Origin of the sequence: Acidovorax sp. LjRoot74 (genome assembly GCF_964254355.1) — a bacterium.
Lineage (GTDB): Bacteria > Pseudomonadota > Gammaproteobacteria > Burkholderiales > Burkholderiaceae_C > Acidovorax.
Map to the genome: position 1 here is coordinate 319,768 of NZ_CAXUTI020000001.1, position 17,633 is coordinate 337,400.

General features: G+C 67.1%; 16 protein-coding genes. 3 read left to right on the plus strand and 13 right to left on the minus strand.

The annotated features are described in order from the left end of the window. Positions 1-184: 184 nt before the first annotated feature. Positions 185-1,159, plus strand: coding sequence for a glycosyltransferase (locus ACSQ3O_RS01495; protein WP_436137621.1), 975 nt, complete (start codon positions 185-187; stop codon positions 1,157-1,159). Positions 1,160-1,242: 83 nt separating this feature from the next. Here ACSQ3O_RS01495 and ACSQ3O_RS01500 read toward each other — a convergent pair whose 3' ends face one another. Continuing rightward, positions 1,243-2,343 carry an NAD(P)H-dependent flavin oxidoreductase gene (locus ACSQ3O_RS01500; protein ID WP_436137622.1) on the minus strand — a complete coding sequence of 367 codons (1,101 nt, stop codon included), beginning with the start codon at positions 2,341-2,343 and terminating at the stop codon, positions 1,243-1,245. A 23-nt stretch (positions 2,344-2,366) separates the two neighbouring features. Further along, the gene (locus ACSQ3O_RS01505) at positions 2,367-3,251 is read right to left on the minus strand and encodes a LysR substrate-binding domain-containing protein (RefSeq protein WP_436137623.1); all 885 of its coding nucleotides are present in this window, start codon (positions 3,249-3,251) and stop codon (positions 2,367-2,369) included. 54 nt (positions 3,252-3,305) lie between these two features. Here ACSQ3O_RS01505 and ACSQ3O_RS01510 point away from each other — a divergent pair, with 54 nt between their 5' ends. Beyond that, positions 3,306-4,562, plus strand: a complete 1,257-nt coding sequence (locus tag ACSQ3O_RS01510; RefSeq protein ID WP_436137624.1) for a YbfB/YjiJ family MFS transporter — start codon at positions 3,306-3,308, stop codon at positions 4,560-4,562. Between the two features lie 21 nt (positions 4,563-4,583). Here the strand turns inward: ACSQ3O_RS01510 and ACSQ3O_RS01515 are convergent, their stop codons facing one another. The 3 genes from ACSQ3O_RS01515 to ACSQ3O_RS01525 form a co-directional block, all read right to left on the minus strand. Beyond that, complete coding sequence (locus tag ACSQ3O_RS01515) at positions 4,584-5,858, minus strand: HAMP domain-containing sensor histidine kinase (RefSeq protein WP_436137625.1); 1,275 nt, start codon at positions 5,856-5,858, stop codon at positions 4,584-4,586. Between the two features lie 40 nt (positions 5,859-5,898). After that, positions 5,899-6,621, minus strand: coding sequence for a response regulator transcription factor (locus tag ACSQ3O_RS01520; RefSeq protein ID WP_137747182.1), 723 nt, complete (start codon positions 6,619-6,621; stop codon positions 5,899-5,901). Positions 6,622-6,768: 147 nt separating this feature from the next. Next, on the minus strand, positions 6,769-8,151 hold the full coding sequence (locus tag ACSQ3O_RS01525; RefSeq protein ID WP_436137626.1) for an AmpG family muropeptide MFS transporter: 1,383 nt from the start codon (positions 8,149-8,151) through the stop codon (positions 6,769-6,771). A 224-nt stretch (positions 8,152-8,375) separates the two neighbouring features. On the opposite strand from ACSQ3O_RS01525, the gene ACSQ3O_RS01530 reads away from it, so the two are divergent. After that, positions 8,376-9,224 carry a M48 family metallopeptidase gene (locus ACSQ3O_RS01530; protein ID WP_436137627.1) on the plus strand — a complete coding sequence of 283 codons (849 nt, stop codon included), beginning with the start codon at positions 8,376-8,378 and terminating at the stop codon, positions 9,222-9,224. A gap of 92 nt (positions 9,225-9,316) precedes the next feature. Here ACSQ3O_RS01530 and ACSQ3O_RS01535 read toward each other — a convergent pair whose 3' ends face one another. The 8 genes from ACSQ3O_RS01535 to ACSQ3O_RS01570 all read right to left on the minus strand — a co-directional run bounded on the left by ACSQ3O_RS01535 (position 9,317) and on the right by ACSQ3O_RS01570 (position 17,632). Continuing rightward, positions 9,317-9,955: an MBL fold metallo-hydrolase gene (locus ACSQ3O_RS01535; protein WP_298451900.1), complete on the minus strand. Its 639-nt coding sequence runs from the start codon at positions 9,953-9,955 to the stop codon at positions 9,317-9,319. Positions 9,956-10,264: 309 nt separating this feature from the next. Then, positions 10,265-11,218: an ADP-ribosylglycohydrolase family protein gene (locus tag ACSQ3O_RS01540; RefSeq protein ID WP_436137628.1), complete on the minus strand. Its 954-nt coding sequence runs from the start codon at positions 11,216-11,218 to the stop codon at positions 10,265-10,267. A gap of 130 nt (positions 11,219-11,348) precedes the next feature. Then, positions 11,349-11,963: a chemotaxis protein CheC gene (locus tag ACSQ3O_RS01545; RefSeq protein WP_436137629.1), complete on the minus strand. Its 615-nt coding sequence runs from the start codon at positions 11,961-11,963 to the stop codon at positions 11,349-11,351. Between the two features lies 1 nt (position 11,964). After that, on the minus strand, positions 11,965-12,327 hold the full coding sequence (locus ACSQ3O_RS01550; protein ID WP_436137630.1) for a response regulator: 363 nt from the start codon (positions 12,325-12,327) through the stop codon (positions 11,965-11,967). Positions 12,328-12,350: 23 nt separating this feature from the next. Beyond that, complete coding sequence (locus tag ACSQ3O_RS01555) at positions 12,351-13,994, minus strand: GGDEF domain-containing protein (protein WP_436137631.1); 1,644 nt, start codon at positions 13,992-13,994, stop codon at positions 12,351-12,353. Further along, entirely contained in the window at positions 13,975-14,505 is a 531-nt protein-coding gene (locus tag ACSQ3O_RS01560; RefSeq protein ID WP_436137632.1) for a molybdopterin-dependent oxidoreductase, read from the minus strand. Before ACSQ3O_RS01560 ends, ACSQ3O_RS01555 begins: the two co-directional genes overlap by 20 nt. A 391-nt stretch (positions 14,506-14,896) precedes the next feature. Next, entirely contained in the window at positions 14,897-16,804 is a 1,908-nt protein-coding gene (locus ACSQ3O_RS01565) for a GspE/PulE family protein (protein ID WP_436137633.1), read from the minus strand. A 24-nt stretch (positions 16,805-16,828) separates the two neighbouring features. Beyond that, positions 16,829-17,632: an exodeoxyribonuclease III gene (locus ACSQ3O_RS01570; RefSeq protein WP_436137634.1), complete on the minus strand. Its 804-nt coding sequence runs from the start codon at positions 17,630-17,632 to the stop codon at positions 16,829-16,831. Position 17,633 lies beyond the last annotated feature (1 nt).

A 17,633-nucleotide genomic window follows, 5' to 3' on the forward strand; every position in this document is an offset into this window, starting at 1 on the left:
AAACCCCCCCTGAGTCCCTCCGGGCCTTCCCCCCGCTCTCGCATTGCTGCGCAACGCGGGCAGGGGGACGCAGCCCTCGCTGCGGGGCGGCCCTTGCTCGGCTGCCCTGGCCGGGGTCGCGCCAGTCTCATGGGCTCTGGGTCTTGTGCAGCGCCCTGGAAAATCGAGACGAGAGGCCTTTTTGATGCACATCCTGCTGGTCAACAACTCCCCCATCCCCGTCTATGGCTACGGTGGCACCGAGCGTGTGATCTGGGACCTGGGCAAGACGCTGGTGCAGCAAGGCCACCGCGTGAGCTATCTGGTGCCCGAGGGCTCGACCTGCGACTTTGGCCAGGTGCTGCCCATCCGGCCCGACGAACCCTGGGAGGGCCAGATCCCGGCCGACGTGGACATCACGCATTTCCAGTTCAACCCGCGCACCGAGCTGACCAAGCCTTACCTGGTGACCGAACACGGCAACGCGCGCAAGCCCAAGCCGCTGCCGCGCAACACGGTGTTTCTCTCGCGCGACCACGCCGCGCGCTATGGCTCCAGCGAGTTTGTCTACAACGGCCTGGACTGGAGCGGCTACGGCCCGGTGGACTTTGCGCGCCCGCGCCCGCACTACCACTTCCTGGGCAAGGCGGCCTGGGGCGTGAAGAACGTGCGCGGTGCCATCAAGGTGGCCAAGTTGGCGGGTGTGGAGCTGGACGTGCTGGGGGGCGACCGCATCAACTTCAAGCGTGGCTTTCGCTGGACGCTGTCGCGCAAGATCCATTTCCACGGCATGGTGGGTGGCACGCAGAAGACGGGGCTGCTCAATGCCTCGCGCGGGCTGATCTTTCCGGTGCGCTGGCACGAGCCCTTTGGCCTGGCCATCATCGAAAGCCTGTACTTTGGCTGCCCCGTGTTCGCCACGCCCTACGGTGCGCTGCCCGAGCTGGTGCCGGTGCACTGCGGCGTGTTGTCAGACCAGGCCTCGGTGCTTGCCGAGGCAGTGCGCGGCAACCGCTTCGACCCCCGCGCCTGCCACCAGCATGTGGTCGAGCACTTTGGCGCCGGGCGCATGGCACGCAACTACCTGCGCATGTACGAACGGGTGCTGGCGGGCGAGACCCTGAATGCGCAGGCGCCGGTCATCCAAGGTCCGGCGCGCGAGCTGCCCTGGAAGAACTGACGGGGCAGCCCCTGAGTTTTGACAAAAGTAGCCGTTTGCGCGCACTGCATAAGCGCAAATTGCTATCGAAAATATAGCAAGCATCAGTTGGTGGCTGCCTGCAGCTCCTGCGCCAGCACCGCCACCAGCGCGGCCGCAGGCATGGGCCGCACCTGGGCCACGCCCTGGCCTGCCCACAGCGACAGATGGTCGGCCCGGCCCGCCTGGGCCGCCGCGCGGCGCAGTGCGCCTGTCAGCGCGTTCTGCACGGGGTAGGGCGGCACGCTGCGCTCATCGGCCCGGAGGGCATCCATCATGGTGTTGACGATGCCCCGCGCCGGGCGGCCCGAGAAGATGCGCGTGGTGCGGGTGTCTGTGGGCCCGGCCTGCGTCAGCGCCTGGCGGTAGGCGGGGCCGATGGCCGATTCGGGGCAGGTCAGAAACGCCGTGCCCATCTGCACCGCCTGGGCGCCCAGGGCCAGTGCGCCCGCAATGCCACGCCCGTCCATGATGCCGCCCGCCGCGATCACGGGGATGGATGGCGGCAGTGCGTCCACACATTGGCGCACCAGCGTCAGCGTGCCCAGCATGCTGGCCTCGAAGTCGTCCACCGACGGCCCGCCCGCTGGCGGCGACTCGTGGCCGGGTGACAAGAACGTGCCCCGGTGCCCGCCCGATTCCATGCCCGAGGCGCAGACCGCATCCGCCCCCACGGCGGCCCAGGCGCGGGCCTCGGCCACGGTGGTGGCGGTGCCGATCACCGTGCTGCCCACGGCCTGCAGCCGCGCCACCTGCGCGGCCGAGAGGATGCCGAAGGTGAAGCTGGCCACCGCCGGGCGCGCCGCCACCAGGGCATCGAACTGCGCGCCGAAGTCCTCACACCACTGCGCAGGCCGCTCGGGCACCAAGCCAAACTCGGCATAGAACGGCGCCAGGCGCTGCAGCGCAGCCGCCACCGTGGCTTCGTCGGGTGTGGGCGTGGCCTGCACAAACAGGTTCATGCCAAAGGGCCGGTCGGTGCGGCGGCGCACCTCGGCAGCGGCTTCGGCCATGGCGGCGGGCGAGCGCATGCCGCAGCCCAGCATGCCCAGGCCCCCGGCTTGGGACACGGCGGTCGCGAGCGCAGGCGTGTCGGAGCCCGTCATGGGGCCCTGGACGATGGGCAGCGCAAGGCCCAGGCGGGCGGTGAAGGGGGAAGAAGGCATGGGCAACTCCTGTGGAGAGGGGGTCAGGCGATGGAAGGGACCGGGTGGAGCGCGCTGGCCGACAGGGCCGCCAGCAACGCTGCCAGCGCGGGCGACTGGTAGCCGCGCCGGTGCACCAGCACGGTGTCGCAGGTGGCCAGGGGCACCAGGCGCAGGGCAGGCGGCTCGCGCATCAGGTCGATCACGGCCTGGGGCACCACCCCCGCACAGCGCCCGGCCGCCACGCAGGCCAGGATGGCGTGGTACGAGGCCAGCTCCAGTACACGCGGCGGGTTGCCGTCCCTTTGTTGCAGGAAGGCCTCGCCCATGCGGCGGTAGGTGCAGCCAGTGCTGAAGGCGGCCAGGGTGTCCAGTTGCAGGTCCTGGGGGGTGTGCACGGGCGGGTGGTCGGCGGGCAGGGCCAGCAGCAGGGCTTCGGCAAACACGGCGGTGTGTTCCACCGGCGCATCGGCGTCGATGCCCGGCGGCGGCCAGGCCACCAGCGCGCAGTCGATCTGGTGGGCCAGCACCTGCTCCACCAGCTGGCGCGAGGGCGCGGTGGACAGCTCCAGCACCAGCCCCGGCCACTGCGCATGCAGCTGCGCCAGCGGCTGCGGCAGGCGCGCGGCGGCCGTGCTTTCCATCGCGCCCAGGCGCAGGCGGCCGCCGGGCTCATGGGGGTGCACCGACTGGCGGGCTTCTTCGGCCAGCGCCAGCAGGCGGTCGGCATAGCCGCGCAGCGATTCGCCTGCAGGCGTGGGCACCATGCGTTTGCCCTCGCGCAGGAACAGCGTGGCGCCCAGTTGTTCTTCGAGCTGCTGCACGCGCGTGGTCACGTTGGACTGCACCCGGCCCAGCCGCTCAGCGGCACGGGTCACGCTGCCTTCCTGCGCTACGGCGCGGAAGATCTCCAGGGCGGTGAGGTCCATGATTATTCTCTTTGTGAGATGATTTGAAGAAAATATATCTCAAAAAAGAATCATATGCCGAAGCCCGCTCCCCTGGAATCCCCCACCGCACCGCCCCTGTCCGAGCGCCCGCTGGCCGTGGCGCTGGCGGGCATGGCGGCGCTGGCCGTGGCCATGGGCATCGGGCGGTTTGCCTTCACGCCGCTGCTGCCCATGATGCTGCACGACGGTGTGGTCACGCTGGCGGGCGGCAGCTGGCTGGCCACGGCCAACTACCTGGGCTACCTGATCGGTGCGCTGGCCTGCATGGCGCTGCCCTGGGTGGCGCCGCGCGCGCGGCAGCGGTGGCATGCGGCGCGGCTGGCGCGCTGGGGGCTGGCCGCCACGGTGCTGCTCACGCTGGGCATGGCGCTGCCGTTGCCGGGCACTTGGCCAACGCTGCGGTTTGCGGCGGGCGTGGCGAGCGCGCTGGTGTTCCTCAATGTTTCGGTGTGGTGCATGGTGCGGCTGGTGGCGCTGGGTCGGGCGCCGCTGGGCGGGCTGATCTTTTGCGGGCCCGGGCTGGGCATTGTGCTCACCGGCCTGTCGGCCAGTGCCATGGTGGCCCTGGGCTGGCCCGCCGCTGCCGGGTGGGCGGTGTTCGGTGTGTTGAGTGTGGGCCTGTGCGCCGCCATCTGGCCGGTGCTGCAGGGCCTGGCCCTGCCTGCCCCGGCAGCGGCCGCGCACGCACCGGGCCTGGTCCTGCCGGGCCAGGGCCCGCTGGCGCGCACGGGGCTCACGCTGGCCTATGGGCTGGCGGGGCTGGGCTACATCGTCACTGCCACCTTCCTGCCCGTGATCGCGCGTGCCGCGCTGCCGGCAGGGTCACCCTGGCCCGACCTGTTCTGGCCGCTGTTTGGCGCGGGCGTGGCGCTGGGGGCGCTGCTGTCCACGCGCACACCTGCCGCGTGGGACCGGCGCTGGCTGCTGATGGCCGCCTACGTTGTGCAGGCCGGGGCCATTGCGCTCAGTTTGGTGTGGCCGGGGCCTCTGGGGTTTGCGCTGGGCAGCCTGTTGCTGGGCCTGCCGTTCACGGCTATCACGTTCTACGCCTTGCAGGAGGCGCGGCGCGTGTGGCCCGCAGCGGGCGACAGCTTCCCCGGCCTGCTCACCGCTGCCTACGGCATCGGCCAGATCGTGGGCCCGCCCATGGTGGCGTGGATGCTGCACCACGCATCCACGCAGGGTCAGGGGTTTGTGCAGGGGCTGGCCGTGGCGGCGGCCGCGTTGGTGCTGGGCGCGGTGGTGTATGCGGCCATGGCCTGGCGCTGGCCATTGTCCTCGGGGCGCTGAACGCGCCCCGAGGGGGCCGGGTCAGTGGGGGACGAGGTTGGTGGTGGCTTTTGTCGGCGCCAGCGGCAGGGTCAGCACAAAACAGGCGCCGTGCTCGCCATCGGGCCGGTCCTGGCAGTGCACGGTGCCCTGGTGGCGCCCGGCGATCGAGCGCACCAATGACAGCCCCAGGCCCACACCACCCGCGCGCTCGCTGGCGCCCGGCAGGCGGTAGAAGGGCTCGAAGATGCGCTCGCGTTGGCTGGGCGGCACGCCCGGCCCGTGGTCACACACATGCACCTCAGCGCGGCCCTGGCGGCGGTGCACCACCACCGTGATCTCGCCGTTGCTGTAGCGGCGTGCGTTTTCCAGCAGGTTGCGGATGGCCCGGCGCAACAGCTTGGCCACGCCGCGCACTTCCAGCGAATCGGGGCTGGCGCTCACGTCCAGGTCGGCATCCACGCGGGCACATTCTTCGGCGGCCAGGCCGATCAGGTCCACCAGCTCCACGGTGCCCACGTCCGCCTCGCGTGCGTCGAGGCGGCTGGCCAGCAGGATCTCGTCCACCAGCTGGTCCAGCTCGGCGATGTTGCGCAGGATCTCTTCGCGGAAGGCGGGCGATGGCTGCTGGCCACCCATCAGCTCCAGCCCCATGCGGATGCGGGTCAGGGGCGAGCGCAGCTCGTGCGAGGCATTGGCCAGCAGCGACTTGTGCGACTTGACCAGGGTTTCTACACGCTCTGCCGCGGCGTTGAACTGGCGCGCCAGGTCGGCCACCTCGTCCTGCCCTTGCTCGGGCACCCGCACCGACAGGTCGCCCTCGCCAAACGTCTTTACGCTGCGCTGCAGCGCTTCCAGCCGCTGCGTGAGGCGGCGGATGATGGGGTACACGCCCACCGCCACCGCCAGGCCCACAATGCCCAGCAGCCACAAAAAGCCGAAGGGCGGCCGGGTCCAGAAAGCGGCCTCGTCCTGTCCGGGGCCACCCCGGCCGCCATTGCGGCCCATGCGGGGCTGGCGCGGCGCCATCTGCAGGGTGAAGATCTGGCCGTTTTCTGCCTCGATGTGGAATTCCACTACTTCGCCCGGCTCGGACGGCTGGCGCGTGGCCATGCCGCGCAACACCAGGTTGCCCGCCGGATCGCGCACCGCCATCTCGCGCGAAGGCGGCACAAACGGCTGGTTGTTCTGGGCCTTTTGCTCTTCGGCAATGCGCCAGGCCCAGCCCACGGTGAGCGTCAGCACCGCCATGCCGCCGACCACGGCGAGCCAGATGCGCAGATAAAGACGGCGGGAGAAGGGGTTGGACAGGGACATGCGTGGGGCTACAGCGCAGGCAGCGGGGCTGTGTCAGCGATCAATCTTGCTGCTTGGCAAACACATACCCGACGCCCCGCACCGTGAGGATGCGGCGCGGGTTCTTGGCGTCCTGCTCGATGGCTGCGCGGATGCGCCCCATGTGGACGTCGATGCTGCGGTCAAACGCCTCCAGCTCGCGGCCGCGCACGGCCTCCATGATCTGGTCGCGCGTGAGCACGCGGCCCGCGCGTTCGGCCAGCGCCACGAGCAGGTCGAACTGGTACGAGGTCAGGTCGGCCAGCTCGCCCGCCACCGTGACGGTGCGCGCGTCGCGGTCGATCTCCAGCGTGCCAAAACGCAGCACCTGCGTGGCCGCTGCTGCGCTGCCGCCATCGGTGCGGCGGCGCAGGATGGCGCGGATGCGGGCAAGAAGCTCGCGCGGTTCAAAAGGTTTGGGCAGGTAGTCGTCGGCACCCAGCTCCAGGCCGATGATGCGGTCCATGGGGTCGCCCTTGGCCGTGAGCATGAGCACCGGCACCTGGGCCGCATGGCCCTGCAACGAGCGGATGCGGCGGCACACCTCCAGCCCGTCCATGTCGGGCAGCATCAGGTCGAGGATCACCAGATCGGGCAGCGGCCCGGCATCCGGCCCCTGCAGCCGCGCGAGGCCACTTTTGCCATCCGCGCAGTGCGTGACCTGCAGGCCCGACTGGCCCAGGTACTCGCCCACCATCTGTGCGAGGCGGGCATCGTCTTCGATCATCAGCAGTTGCGAACTCATGGGGGCAGTGTAGTGGGGGGCTCAGACAGGGTTCATGCTCATGTACAGGCGTCTCCCCGTGTTGAAGCCTCCGTAAAGTTGAGGTAAACCGCCCCCTGATGCAGGGTTTGTTTTGCTATAAATAATATAGCTATCACCGTATAGCCATCAGGCGGAAGGCTCGGGTTTTATCTTGGACGCCAGCCACACCAGCACCAGCACCGGCAGCCCCAGCAGCGCCGTCGATGTGAAGAAGTGGGCGTAGCCAAATGCATCCACATAGTCGCCTGAGAAGCCCGCCACAAACTTCGGCAGCAGCAGCATCATGGAGCTGAACAGCGCGTACTGCGTGGCCGAGTAGCTCACGTTGGTCAGGCTCGACAGGTAGGCGATGAAAGCCGCCGACGCGATGCCGCTGGCCAGGTTGTCGGCCGAGACCACGGCGATCAGTGCTGTTACGTCGTGCCCGTGGCCCGCGAGCCAGGCAAACAGCAGGTTGCTGGCCGCGCTCAGGATGGCGCCCAGCATCAGGATGCGCATCACGCCAAAGCGCATCGACAGCACGCCGCCCACAAACGCGCCCACCAGCGTCATGACCACGCCGTAGACCTTGGTCACGGCGGCCACCTCGTCCTTGGTGAAGCCCATGTCCACGTAGAACGGATTGGCCATGATGCCCATCACCACGTCGCTGATGCGGTAGACGGCGATGAGCGCCAAGATGAGCGCCGCATGCCAGCCGTAGCGGCGCAGAAAGTCGGCAAAGGGCTCCACCAGCGCACCCTGGATCCATTCGGCAGCGTTCTTGGCAGGGGGCAGGGCCACCGGGGCGGGCTCGCGCGAGAACAATACGGTGACCACGCCCACGGCCATCGATGCCGCCATCACCAGATAGGCGGTTTGCCAGGCGCCGTTTTGGTAGGCCGCCGCGCCTTGCAGCACGGTCTGGCCGACGGCGGGCGCGACCTCGGCGCGTGCCGCAATCCACAGCACCCCCGCACCGGCCCAGATCATCGCCAGCCGGTAGCCGGTCTGGTACGACGCTGCCAGCGCCGCCTGGTGGTTGGCGTCGGCGGATTCGATGCGGAAGGCATCGAGCGCAATGTCCTGCGTGGCTGAGCCAAAGGCCACGGCCAGCGCGCACCACACGATGGGCCCCAGCGTGTGGCGCGGGTCGGCCAGCGCCATGCCCACCAGGCCCGCCACCACCACCAGCTGCGCCAGCAGCAGCCAGCTGCGCCGCCGCCCCAGCAGCGGCGTGAGCAGCGGGATGGGCATGCGGTCCACCAGCGGCGCCCACACCCACTTGAAGCCATAGGCCAGGCCCACCCAGCTCAGGTAACCGATGGTGCTGCGGTCGATGCCCGCCTCACGCAGGCGAAAGCTCAGCGTGCCCAGCACCAGCAGCAGGGGCAGCCCGGCCGCAAAACCCAGCGTGAGCATGCGCAGGCTGGCGGGCTCCAGGTACACGCGCAGGGTTTGCAGCCAGGGGGTGCGGGCGGTTGTCTCGGGGGGGATGTGGGGAGGGGTGGAAGTGGAGGTGTCTGACATGGGCGCCCGGAGGTTTTGTCTATCATCGCCGACGAGCCTTGTCGTCCAGCCCCACGGCCTCCATCTGGGCGGCAGACGTTGCTGCAAACCACAGGGCAGGTCAACGCCGCCTATTATTCCCAGGACTTGCGCAAATCGGGATGCAAGAGCCACCTTGGCGTGGCTGAATCCGCGTGCATGAGGCCTGTTTTGCGTCCGTCGTTATTCCTTCAGGTGATCCTGGTATGTGCCTCTTTTGCCCCGCCCCTTCCGTTGCGCCTTCATCCCCCTGGTCTGCCCGCCGTGGCTTTCTGCTGGCCGCAGGCGCGGCCGTGGCCGGGCCCGTGATGGCGCAGGTGGACGTGGGCTCGTCCTCCAGCCTGCGCAAGCTGGTGCCCGCCGAAACGCTGGAGCAGTCTGCCGCCCAGCAGTACCGCCAGATGCTGGAGCAGGCCCGCGCCAAGCGCGCCCTCGCCCCCGACAACCACCCGCAGCTGCAGCGCCTGCACGCTATCGCCAAGCGGTTGATCCCGTTCACCACACCGTGGAACGACCGCGCCAAACAGTGGCGCTGGGAGGTCAACCTGATTGGCAGCCAGCAGATCAACGCGTTTTGTATGCCCGGCGGCAAGATCGCCTTCTACACCGGCATCCTCGACCAGCTCAAGCTCACCGACGACGAGGCCGCGATGATCATGGGCCACGAAATGGCCCACGCGCTGCGCGAGCATGCCCGCGAGCGCATCGCCAAGACCCAGGGCACCAACCTGGCGCTGCGCCTGGGCTCGCAGCTGCTGGGCCTGGGCGACCTGGGCCAGGCGGCGGCCGGGCTGGGCGGGCAGTTGCTCACGCTGCAGTTCAGCCGCTCGGACGAGAGCGAGGCCGACCTGGTGGGCCTGGAGCTGGCTGCACGTGGCGGCTTCCAGCCCGCCGCCGCCGTGAGCCTGTGGCAGAAGATGGGCAACGCCACCGGCAGCAAGCAGGGCGGGCTCGCGTTTTTGTCCACCCACCCCTCGGGCCCCGCGCGCATCAAGGAGCTGGAGCAGAACGTGCCCAAGGTGCAGGGGCTGTACGAGGCGGCAAAACGTGGCTGACGCGCAGCGCAGGCTTCGCTAAATTGATAGCAGAAAGCGCTTGAAGGACGCGCGGTAGGCCGCAAAAAGACCAGTATTCACGGCGTCACGGCTCAGGTGCCGCCCACGTAGGGGTTGCTCTTGCGCTCGCGGCCAAACGTGCTCTCCGGCCCGTGCCCGGGGATGAACACCGTTTGGTCTCCCATGGGCCACAGCCGCTGCGTGATGCTGTCGATCAGATCCTGGTGGTTGCCCATCGGGAAATCCGTGCGGCCGATGCTGCCCGCAAACAGCACGTCGCCCACAAAGGCCCGGTCGATCTGCGGCGCATGGAACACCACATGCCCCGGCGTGTGCCCGGGGCAGTGGCGCACGGCCAGCGTCTCGTTGCCAATCTGCACGGTGTCCCCGTCGTGCAGCCAGCGCGTGGGCGTGAAGTGCTGCGCAGGCGGAAAACCAAACATCGCGCTCTGCTGCGGCAGCCCGTCAATCCAGAACTGGTCGCCCGGGTGCGGCCCCACGATGGGCAGCCCCAGCTGCTGCGCCAGCTCGCCCGTGCCCCCCGCATGGTCGATGTGCGCATGCGTGAGCCAGATCTGCGACAGCGTGAGGCCCAGGCGTTGCACCTCGGCCAGCAGCACCTCCAAGTCGCCCCCGGGGTCGATCACAGCGGCCTGCTGCGTGGCATCGCACCAGACGAGGGAGCAGTTCTGCTGAAACGGGGTAACTGGGACGGTGAGGTAGCGGAGCATGCGGGGCGGTGGCAACGGTGTTTGACAACGGGCAGAAAAGGGCGTGGAAACCGGCAGAACGTCGCCAGCCGGATTCCGACACACTGTCTGGGAATGGACAGATTGTTCTACATAAGGTGTCGCCTTGTACGAGCGAGGTAGCGATTTCTGGTGCTCCCCGGAGCATCGCAAAACCTACAGGGGCGTCGTTGTCGCTTTCTCTGCGAAAAGCGCTGTTGGGATACCGATTCGTTGAGTTTTCACCTATGGCACAGGCTGTGTGCCGCCGTTTTTCGTCTGCTTGTAGGTCGGCTGCTATGGCCGCCGAAATCAGCCGCACTTAGCGACCAGTCGCTCAAGCATCGGTTCTACGAGATGCTTTCCTTGCAGTTGCTCTCGCCATCGCAATGGAATTGCGTCCTCACCGTAGAGCAGTCCTGCCCATCCTCCCGCGACGCAAGCGGTGGTGTCAGTGTCGTTACCAAAGCTGATCGCGCACCGTACACAATCCTCAAAATTGCGAGTGCGAAGGACGGCCGCTACTGATGACCAAAGGCAGTCGACCACATATCCACTTCCGTTTGGAGCGTCTAGCCGCCCATCCAGCAAAATCCGAAGCTCATTTCGCTCAGCTTTCACCGTCGTTTGTTCAAGGCACTCCTGTGCCTCGTCAAGTGCCCTCACGAACGTTAAACCTTGAAGGAGACGAACGGATATCAGTGTCGCCAAGGAGCACGCGAGCAAAGATCTTGTGTGCCCGTGTGTGGGGAGACTTTGTCTTCTCGCGCGCTTAATGAGAGCACTATCGTCGTCTGCCGGAAGCAGCGCCACAGGAAGCACCCGCATGAGCGACCCATTCCCGTTGTTCCGCTCTTCTTTGGGGCCGCTCTGATTTGGGGGAACACCTCGCGTGAGGCGAGCCAACGCTTCCTGCGTCTGGATTCCAATGTCGAACACTCGGCCATCCGGTGTCAATTCACCTGACGAATACCAAGACTGCAAGCCATCAGCAAACCTGGCCTCAAGGGCGGCATCCCCATCAAGAAGAACCTTTAGTAGATGAAGCGCTTGTGCGCCGTCGTCACTCCAGGTGCCCTCAGGAACTCCCAGGTGAGCGCGGCGAAATCCGACGGGAGGAGCCATCTCGATGAGGCCAATTTCTGGTAACTCTGCTGCGCTAGTAAATTCGTAGGGCACACCCAGCGCGTCACCAACAAGCAGGCCATATATTGAGCCGCGAAGTCGAGACTCCGTAGATAGGACATCAGAACGGTTTACTTGCATTTGTCGTGAATAGCAGCTTTGCGATTCGGTCGGTTTTGCTACCGAGCAGCTGCTCCTAGCCTAGAGCTGACCCCCTACGAATTGTCGCGTTGGGCAGCCCCCCAGCGCCTCCATCGCACATTCTCCCCTCTCAATCCATCTCCGCGGGCCGCCCCAGCAACCGGTTCACGGCGGTGCGCAGGCCTTCGAGCGAGGTGGTGTTGAGCACGAACACCACAAACCCCTCGATCTGGCTGCTGAGCAGCTCAAAGCGGATGTGCAGGAAGACCACCAGGTGGTTCTGGATGCGGGTGCCCAGGATGGTGCGGCTGTCGCCCACGTCGATGCTGGGCGGGCTGAGCTGGAATTCGTTGCCCAGCAGGTCGGACAGGGCGGCGATGCAGGCGTTGAGCATGACGTTGCCCACCTCGGTCATTGCGTCCTGCTCGATGGCGCTGAGGTCCTCGCCGGGCATGCTCTGGCCTGCGACGATGCGCACGATCTCCAGGCTCTTGTGGCCGGGGAAGATCAGCAGGGCATCGCCGTTGAAGGTGCCGCGAAATGGCTGGCGCACGCCATACATGGTGCTGCCTGCAGCCCCCAGCTGCTGGGCGGCCTCGCTCACGGTGAAGATGCTTACGTGGGGCACCGACAGCAGCACTTCGTCGTGCATCAGGGCGCCCATGGCGGCAGCGGCCTTACCTACACCGATATTGAAGATCTCGCTGAGTGCGTCGATTTGTTCGGCATCTAGCTGCACCGTCATGTCAGGCTCCTGCCAGTGCCGCGAGCTGAGTGGCTGCGCTGGCGGTGATGGGCTTGGCGATGAACACCATGCCAGCGTCCTCGATGCGCGCCTGCACGGCAGTCTGTACGTTGGCTGTGAGGATGGCAATCGGTACGGCGGGCAGGATCTCGCGCAGCGCCAGTGCGGCATCCAGGCCGTTCATGCCGGCCATGTTGAAGTCCATGGACACGAGGTCCACGGGGTTCCCGCGCACGAGTTGCAGGGCTTCTTCGCCGCTGCTGGCATGCACGATGGTCCATTGGGGGTGGGCCTGCAGGATCAGGCCCTGCAGGATGAGGCGCGACATGCGGCTGTCGTCAACGATCAATAGGCGCAGGCTCATGGTGTATGGGGCAGGCTTTGGGGTCAAGATTGTCCGATAGCGGCTTCGTAGGCAAGCACTTTGTTGCGGCCTGTGGCCTTGGCGCGATACAGCGCTTGGTCGGCATCTACGAGCAGGGGGTCGATGCCGCTGTGGTGTGGCGCCATTTCGGCCACGCCGATCGAGATGGTGAACGCGAGTGGCTGGCCCTGGGGCGAGGCCAGGCTCATCTGGGCCATAGCGCTGCGGATGCGTTCGGCCACCACCGTGGCGCTGTCGGCCGTGGCGTGGGGCAGCAGGGCGGCAAATTCTTCGCCCCCCAGGCGGCCCAGCAGGTCGGCATCGCGCAGGGCATGGCCAATGGCTTCGGCGCATGCGCGGATGGCCACGTCGCCCGTCTGGTGGCCGTGCCGGTCGTTGATGTGCTTGAAGTGGTCGATGTCGATCATGAGCACGGCACAGGGCTGGCCATGGCGGCGGCAGTGGTCGAACAGGGCCGTGCTGCGTTCAAGAAACGCTCTGCGGTTGAGCAGCCCGCTGAGCGCATCGCGTGTGGCCAGCTCGCGCAGCTGGGTCTCCAGGGCCTTGTGGGTGCTGATGTCGAAGCCCCACAGCAGGTGGGCCAGCTGGCCTTCCACTTCGATCAGGCGGGCCGAGAGCGAACTCCAGCTGGGGTTGTGTTCGCCAATGAGGGCTTCCATGGCATCGACCTGGCCGTAGCGGTCCATCGCCTGGGTGAAGCGCTCGCGGGTCTCGGGGTCGTGCAGCAGATCGGGCAGGAACAGGGTTTCGGGTGGCGCCTTGAGTCCCAGGCGGGCGGTCAGCGGGCGGTTGATGAAGTGCACGCGGCCGCTTTCAACCTCGGCCAGCACCACGTCGCTGGGGCTGGTGTTCAGGATGAAGCTCAGCAGTGCGCGGCCCTCTTCAATCTTGCGGGTGCGGCTGGCCACCCGCACTTCAAGCTGCCGGTTGGCCAGCACCAGCTGGCGTGATGCGGCGCGGGCCAAGCCTGCATCGCGCACCAGCTTGCCAATCAGCAGCGCCGTGCCCAGCAGCAGCCCGCCCAGCACGGTGCTGAGCACCAGAAAGCGCTCGGAAAGTTGCTGGCGGGCGTGGCTGGCCTCCTGGGCGCTGAAAAGGTGGACGGTGGCCACTACCTTGCGCAGGCGGTCCAGCAGCGCGTCCGACTGGCGCACGATGTCGGCCGATATTGCTCCGACCGCCTTGGCGTTGCCGTTGCCCTGGGCGATCAGCGAGGCCAGCTGGGTGGACCAGCGCTCGACCTGCGGGCGCAGGTTGTCCAGGTCCTGGGCGACTTCTGGGAGCGCGTTTTGCAGGCGGGTGCTGACATGGGGGCCCCGGCCGGAGGTGTCAAGGGTGCTGAACAGCACCTCCAGGCGTTCCTGCAGGTCCTGCGGGCTGGCCTCGCGCGCGCGCACCTTGCGGGCAAGCAGGCTCACCCGCGCCAGTTCGTTGTGGACGCTGGAGACGTACCACAGGTCGTTTTGCTGGTGGGGCTGCGCCAGCACATGGGTCTGGCGCAGGGTCCACCACAGGGTGGCGGCCGTGGCCAGCGCCATGGTGGCCACCATGGCCAGCAGCCAGAAGGTGGCATGTGGGTGGGGCTGGCCGGGGCTGTCCCCACTGGCCGTCAGGCGGGGCAGGGGTTTACCGGAGGGTGACTGCATGGACCTGCCAGATGGTGCGGTTGATGTAGTCCTGCCCCTGCAGCTGGGGGTGGGTGCCAAACGGGTAGATCAGGATCAGCGGCCCTTTGTCGCGGATGCCCATGCGCTCGCCATCGCGGCTGTACGCCAGGATGGGGTCGTAGCGCTCCAGGTCATGCCAGGGGATTTCTATGGCGTAGTCGTTCAGGGCCGTCAGCAGTATCTGGCTGTGTTCCCCTCCGCCCAGCCGCTCGACCAGCTGGCGCAGCGAGATGCCTCTCCAGCGGTGCTCTCCCGCCAGGCCCAGCGCTGCGGGGAGCGTGGTGGTGATTTCCCTGGCGGGCAGCTGCTCCAGGCCCTTGAGGTCGCAGGCCTGGGGGGCTCGGCCCTGGGCGGGGTGCAGCTGCAGCACGCGACGGCTTTCGGGGGCTTTGCACACCGGGCCCGCGTGCGCCCACTGCGGGCCGCAGAGGGCCATCAGGAAAATCAAGGCGGCGCCTGCATGTGGCAGGGCGGCTGGGGCTCTGAACATCATCACAACTTTCACGTCTTCCGTTTCCGCCGATGCAAGGTGCCGGGGCTGGTGCGGGTCTTTCATCGGAGCCTCGGCGGCAGGGCCGGGGCGGACACAGGGAGACTATGCAGGGGAAAGCACGAATTTCGGCAGGGCCAAAAAGGAAAATAGCCACAAATGGCGTTCCTTGACAATTGTTGACGTTGCTTGCGGTGCTTTTGGGGTGCTGATGCCCTGCGGGAGAGGGGGCGACTCCGCCGGGTAGTGGGAGAGGTTGCGGTTGCTCGCATGCTCCCACCCGGCCCCAGGGGGTGCAACCCCCGCTTACCCGTACTTCATGGGGCAGATTTGCTCTGGGGCAAGGGGGCCACCGGCGGCGCCACACCCACGGCCCAGGCCCTGTGTGCCGCTACAGGTTGGTGGCTGCCACCACCTCGGACATGTCGGTCAGTCCCTGCAGCACCTTGTCGATGCCGTCCTGGCGCAGGGTGCGCATGCCCGCCGCCAGCGCCGAATGGCGGATGTCCGAGGCCGGAGCCCGGTGGCGGATGTGCTGGCGGATGGTTTCGTCGCTCATCATCAGCTCGTGGATGCCCAGCCGCCCGTGGTAGCCGTGGTTGTCGCATTGCTTGCAGCCCACATGGCGCCACAGGCGCAGCTCGCCCTCGGGCCCGCCGTATTGCTGGCGCCAGCGTGCAATCTGCGCCTGGCGGGCTTCGGGTGTGTTGGTGGTGCCGCTGTCCAGGTACTGCGATGCCAGGCCCATCAGCGTGTCCATGTCGGCCACCTGGGGCGCACGGCAGGTCGTGCACAGGCGGCGCACCAGCCGCTGGGCCAGGATGGCGAGCAGCGAATCCGAGAAGTTGAACGGATCCAGGCCGATTTCGAGCAGGCGCGCGATGCTCTCGGGCGCTGAATTGGTGTGCAGGGTGGACAGCACCAGGTGGCCGGTGAGCGAGGCCTCGATGGCGATGCGCGCAGTCTCTTCGTCGCGCATCTCGCCGATCATGATCACGTCGGGGTCGGCGCGCAAAAAAGTGCGCATGGCGGCAGCAAAGGTCCAGCCGATGCGCGGGTTCACCTGCACCTGGCGCAGGCCCTCCTGGGTGATCTCGATGGGGTCTTCGGCCGTCCAGATCTTGCGGCCTGCGGTGTTGATGTCGCGCACCACCGAGTGCAGCGTGGTCGTCTTGCCGCAGCCCGTGGGCCCACACACCAGCACCAGGCCATAGCTTTTTTGAACTGCAGCGCGCAGCGCCAGCAGGTTGGGCGGGCTCAGTCCGATGTTTTCCAGCGGCAGTGGCTTGGCGCCTGCCAGCAGGCGCAGCACCACGTCCTCCAGCCCGCGCGAGGTGGGCACTGTGACCACACGCAGCTCCACCGGCGGGCCGCCAAAGCGGGCAAAGTCGATCTTGCCGTCCTGCGGTTTGCGGTGCTCGGAGATGTCCATGCTGGCCATGATCTTGATGCGCGCCACCATGGCAAAGCGGTACCGCGCGGGCAGCTCCAGGTAGGGCACCAGATCGCCGTCGATGCGCAGGCGCACGCGCACATTGCGCGGGGCGGGCTCGGTCTCGATGTGGATGTCCGAGGCGCGGTGGTTGATGGCTTCGTCGATCACCGAATTGATGAGCCGCACCAGGGTGTTGTCCGACTCGCTGATCACGTCGGCCTGCTCCGCATCGGTGTCGGGCGCGGCGCTGCTCAGGTTGGTCAGCAGCTCCTGCGAGGTGGCCCGCGCGCCCGCGTTGGCGTTGCCCGGCGCTGCGTATGTGGTGCGGTAGGCCTTGTGGATGGCCGGCATCAGCGTGCCCGGCGCAGCCTGCAGCGGGATCAGGCGCCGCTGGGTCAGAAAGCGCATCTCGTCCACCAGCACCCGGTCCCAGGGGTCGGCCATGAGCAGCACCAGCGCGTCCTCGCGCGCAATCAGCGGCAGCACGGACTCGCGCTCAGCCACGGCACGGGGGATCAGGGCCAGGGCCGAGGCCTCAGGGGTGATGTCGCCGGGGTGCACCGTGTATTCGCCCAGCCAGGTGGCGATGACGCTGCGCAATTGCTCTTGAGTCAGGGCTCCCCGGTCCACTAGGATCTGGCCAATGGGGCGGTGCTGGCCCTGGCTGCGCTCGGCCTGCTGCGCCTGCAGGCCCTCGGACAGCGCCGGGGTGGCCAGCAGCCCGGCATGCACCAGCGCCTCGCCCAGGTGCCGCGCCTTCCCGACCGTGGGGTGGGGGGTGGATATCTGCTTCCACAAAGCCTCTGCATTCGGTGGCCGAAAACTGTGGGCGGGTGGGGGGGCGGAGGCAGCGGCGTCGGTCATCGGGTCAGCAGGGGCAGGGCCGGGTCATAGGCGGAATTCGTAGTCCACAGTGATTGGTGCGTGGTCGGAGAACTTCTCGCCCTTGTAGATGGATTCGGTGCGCGCCAGCGCTGCCAGCGTTGGGGTGGCCAGGTGGTAGTCCAGCCGCCAACCCACGTTGTTGGCATAGGCCTGGCCGCGGTTGCTCCACCAGGTGTAGGCGATGTCGGTGGCGGTAGGTTGTAACTGACGGTAAACGTCTATGATGCCGCCGCCTTCATCAGTTGTGTGCAACAACTTTGTCATCCAGGCGCGCTCTTCGGGCAAAAAACCACTGTTTTTCTGGTTGCTGCGCCAGTTTTTGAGGTCTATTTGCTGGTGCGCAATGTTGATGTCACCGCACAGGATGAATTCGCGTTCGGCCTTCAGGCGCATGAGGTGGGGGTGGAACTCGGCCAGAAAGCGGAACTTGGCCAGCTGACGGTCTTCGCCCGAGGAGCCGCTGGGGAAATAGGCACTGATGATGGACAGCTTGCGCGCGGGCGTGTCAAAGCGCAGCTCCACATAGCGGCCTTCTGCATCAAACTCTTCAGATCCATAGCCAACCACTATGTCGGAAGGCTCGTGCCGGGTGTACACCCCTACACCGGAGTAGCCCTTCTTCTGGGCGAAGTGGAAGTGGCCCTGCAGGTCGGCCAGCCGTTCAAACCGGTTGGCCATGTCGGGCGCCTGCGCCTTGACTTCCTGCACACAAATACAATCCGGCCGCGTGGCTGCCATCCAGCTTTCCACGCCTTTGCTGGTGGCCGAGCGGATGCCATTGAGATTGAGGCTGGTTAATTTGAACAAG

Bases quoted from the DNA above. Each gene is read 5' to 3' on its own strand.
- ACSQ3O_RS01495 (WP_436137621.1), top strand. From the start codon at position 185: ATGCACATCCTGCTGGTCAACAACTCCCCCATCCCCGTCTATGGCTAC.
- ACSQ3O_RS01500 (WP_436137622.1), bottom strand. From the start codon at position 2,343: ATGCCTTCTTCCCCCTTCACCGCCCGCCTGGGCCTTGCGCTGCCCATC.
- ACSQ3O_RS01505 (WP_436137623.1), bottom strand. From the start codon at position 3,251: ATGGACCTCACCGCCCTGGAGATCTTCCGCGCCGTAGCGCAGGAAGGC.
- ACSQ3O_RS01510 (WP_436137624.1), top strand. From the start codon at position 3,306: ATGCCGAAGCCCGCTCCCCTGGAATCCCCCACCGCACCGCCCCTGTCC.
- ACSQ3O_RS01515 (WP_436137625.1), bottom strand. From the start codon at position 5,858: ATGTCCCTGTCCAACCCCTTCTCCCGCCGTCTTTATCTGCGCATCTGG.
- ACSQ3O_RS01520 (WP_137747182.1), bottom strand. From the start codon at position 6,621: ATGAGTTCGCAACTGCTGATGATCGAAGACGATGCCCGCCTCGCACAG.
- ACSQ3O_RS01525 (WP_436137626.1), bottom strand. From the start codon at position 8,151: ATGTCAGACACCTCCACTTCCACCCCTCCCCACATCCCCCCCGAGACA.
- ACSQ3O_RS01530 (WP_436137627.1), top strand. From the start codon at position 8,376: ATGTGCCTCTTTTGCCCCGCCCCTTCCGTTGCGCCTTCATCCCCCTGG.
- ACSQ3O_RS01535 (WP_298451900.1), bottom strand. From the start codon at position 9,955: ATGCTCCGCTACCTCACCGTCCCAGTTACCCCGTTTCAGCAGAACTGC.
- ACSQ3O_RS01540 (WP_436137628.1), bottom strand. From the start codon at position 11,218: ATGCAAGTAAACCGTTCTGATGTCCTATCTACGGAGTCTCGACTTCGC.
- ACSQ3O_RS01545 (WP_436137629.1), bottom strand. From the start codon at position 11,963: ATGACGGTGCAGCTAGATGCCGAACAAATCGACGCACTCAGCGAGATC.
- ACSQ3O_RS01550 (WP_436137630.1), bottom strand. From the start codon at position 12,327: ATGAGCCTGCGCCTATTGATCGTTGACGACAGCCGCATGTCGCGCCTC.
- ACSQ3O_RS01555 (WP_436137631.1), bottom strand. From the start codon at position 13,994: ATGCAGTCACCCTCCGGTAAACCCCTGCCCCGCCTGACGGCCAGTGGG.
- ACSQ3O_RS01560 (WP_436137632.1), bottom strand. From the start codon at position 14,505: ATGTTCAGAGCCCCAGCCGCCCTGCCACATGCAGGCGCCGCCTTGATT.
- ACSQ3O_RS01565 (WP_436137633.1), bottom strand. From the start codon at position 16,804: ATGACCGACGCCGCTGCCTCCGCCCCCCCACCCGCCCACAGTTTTCGG.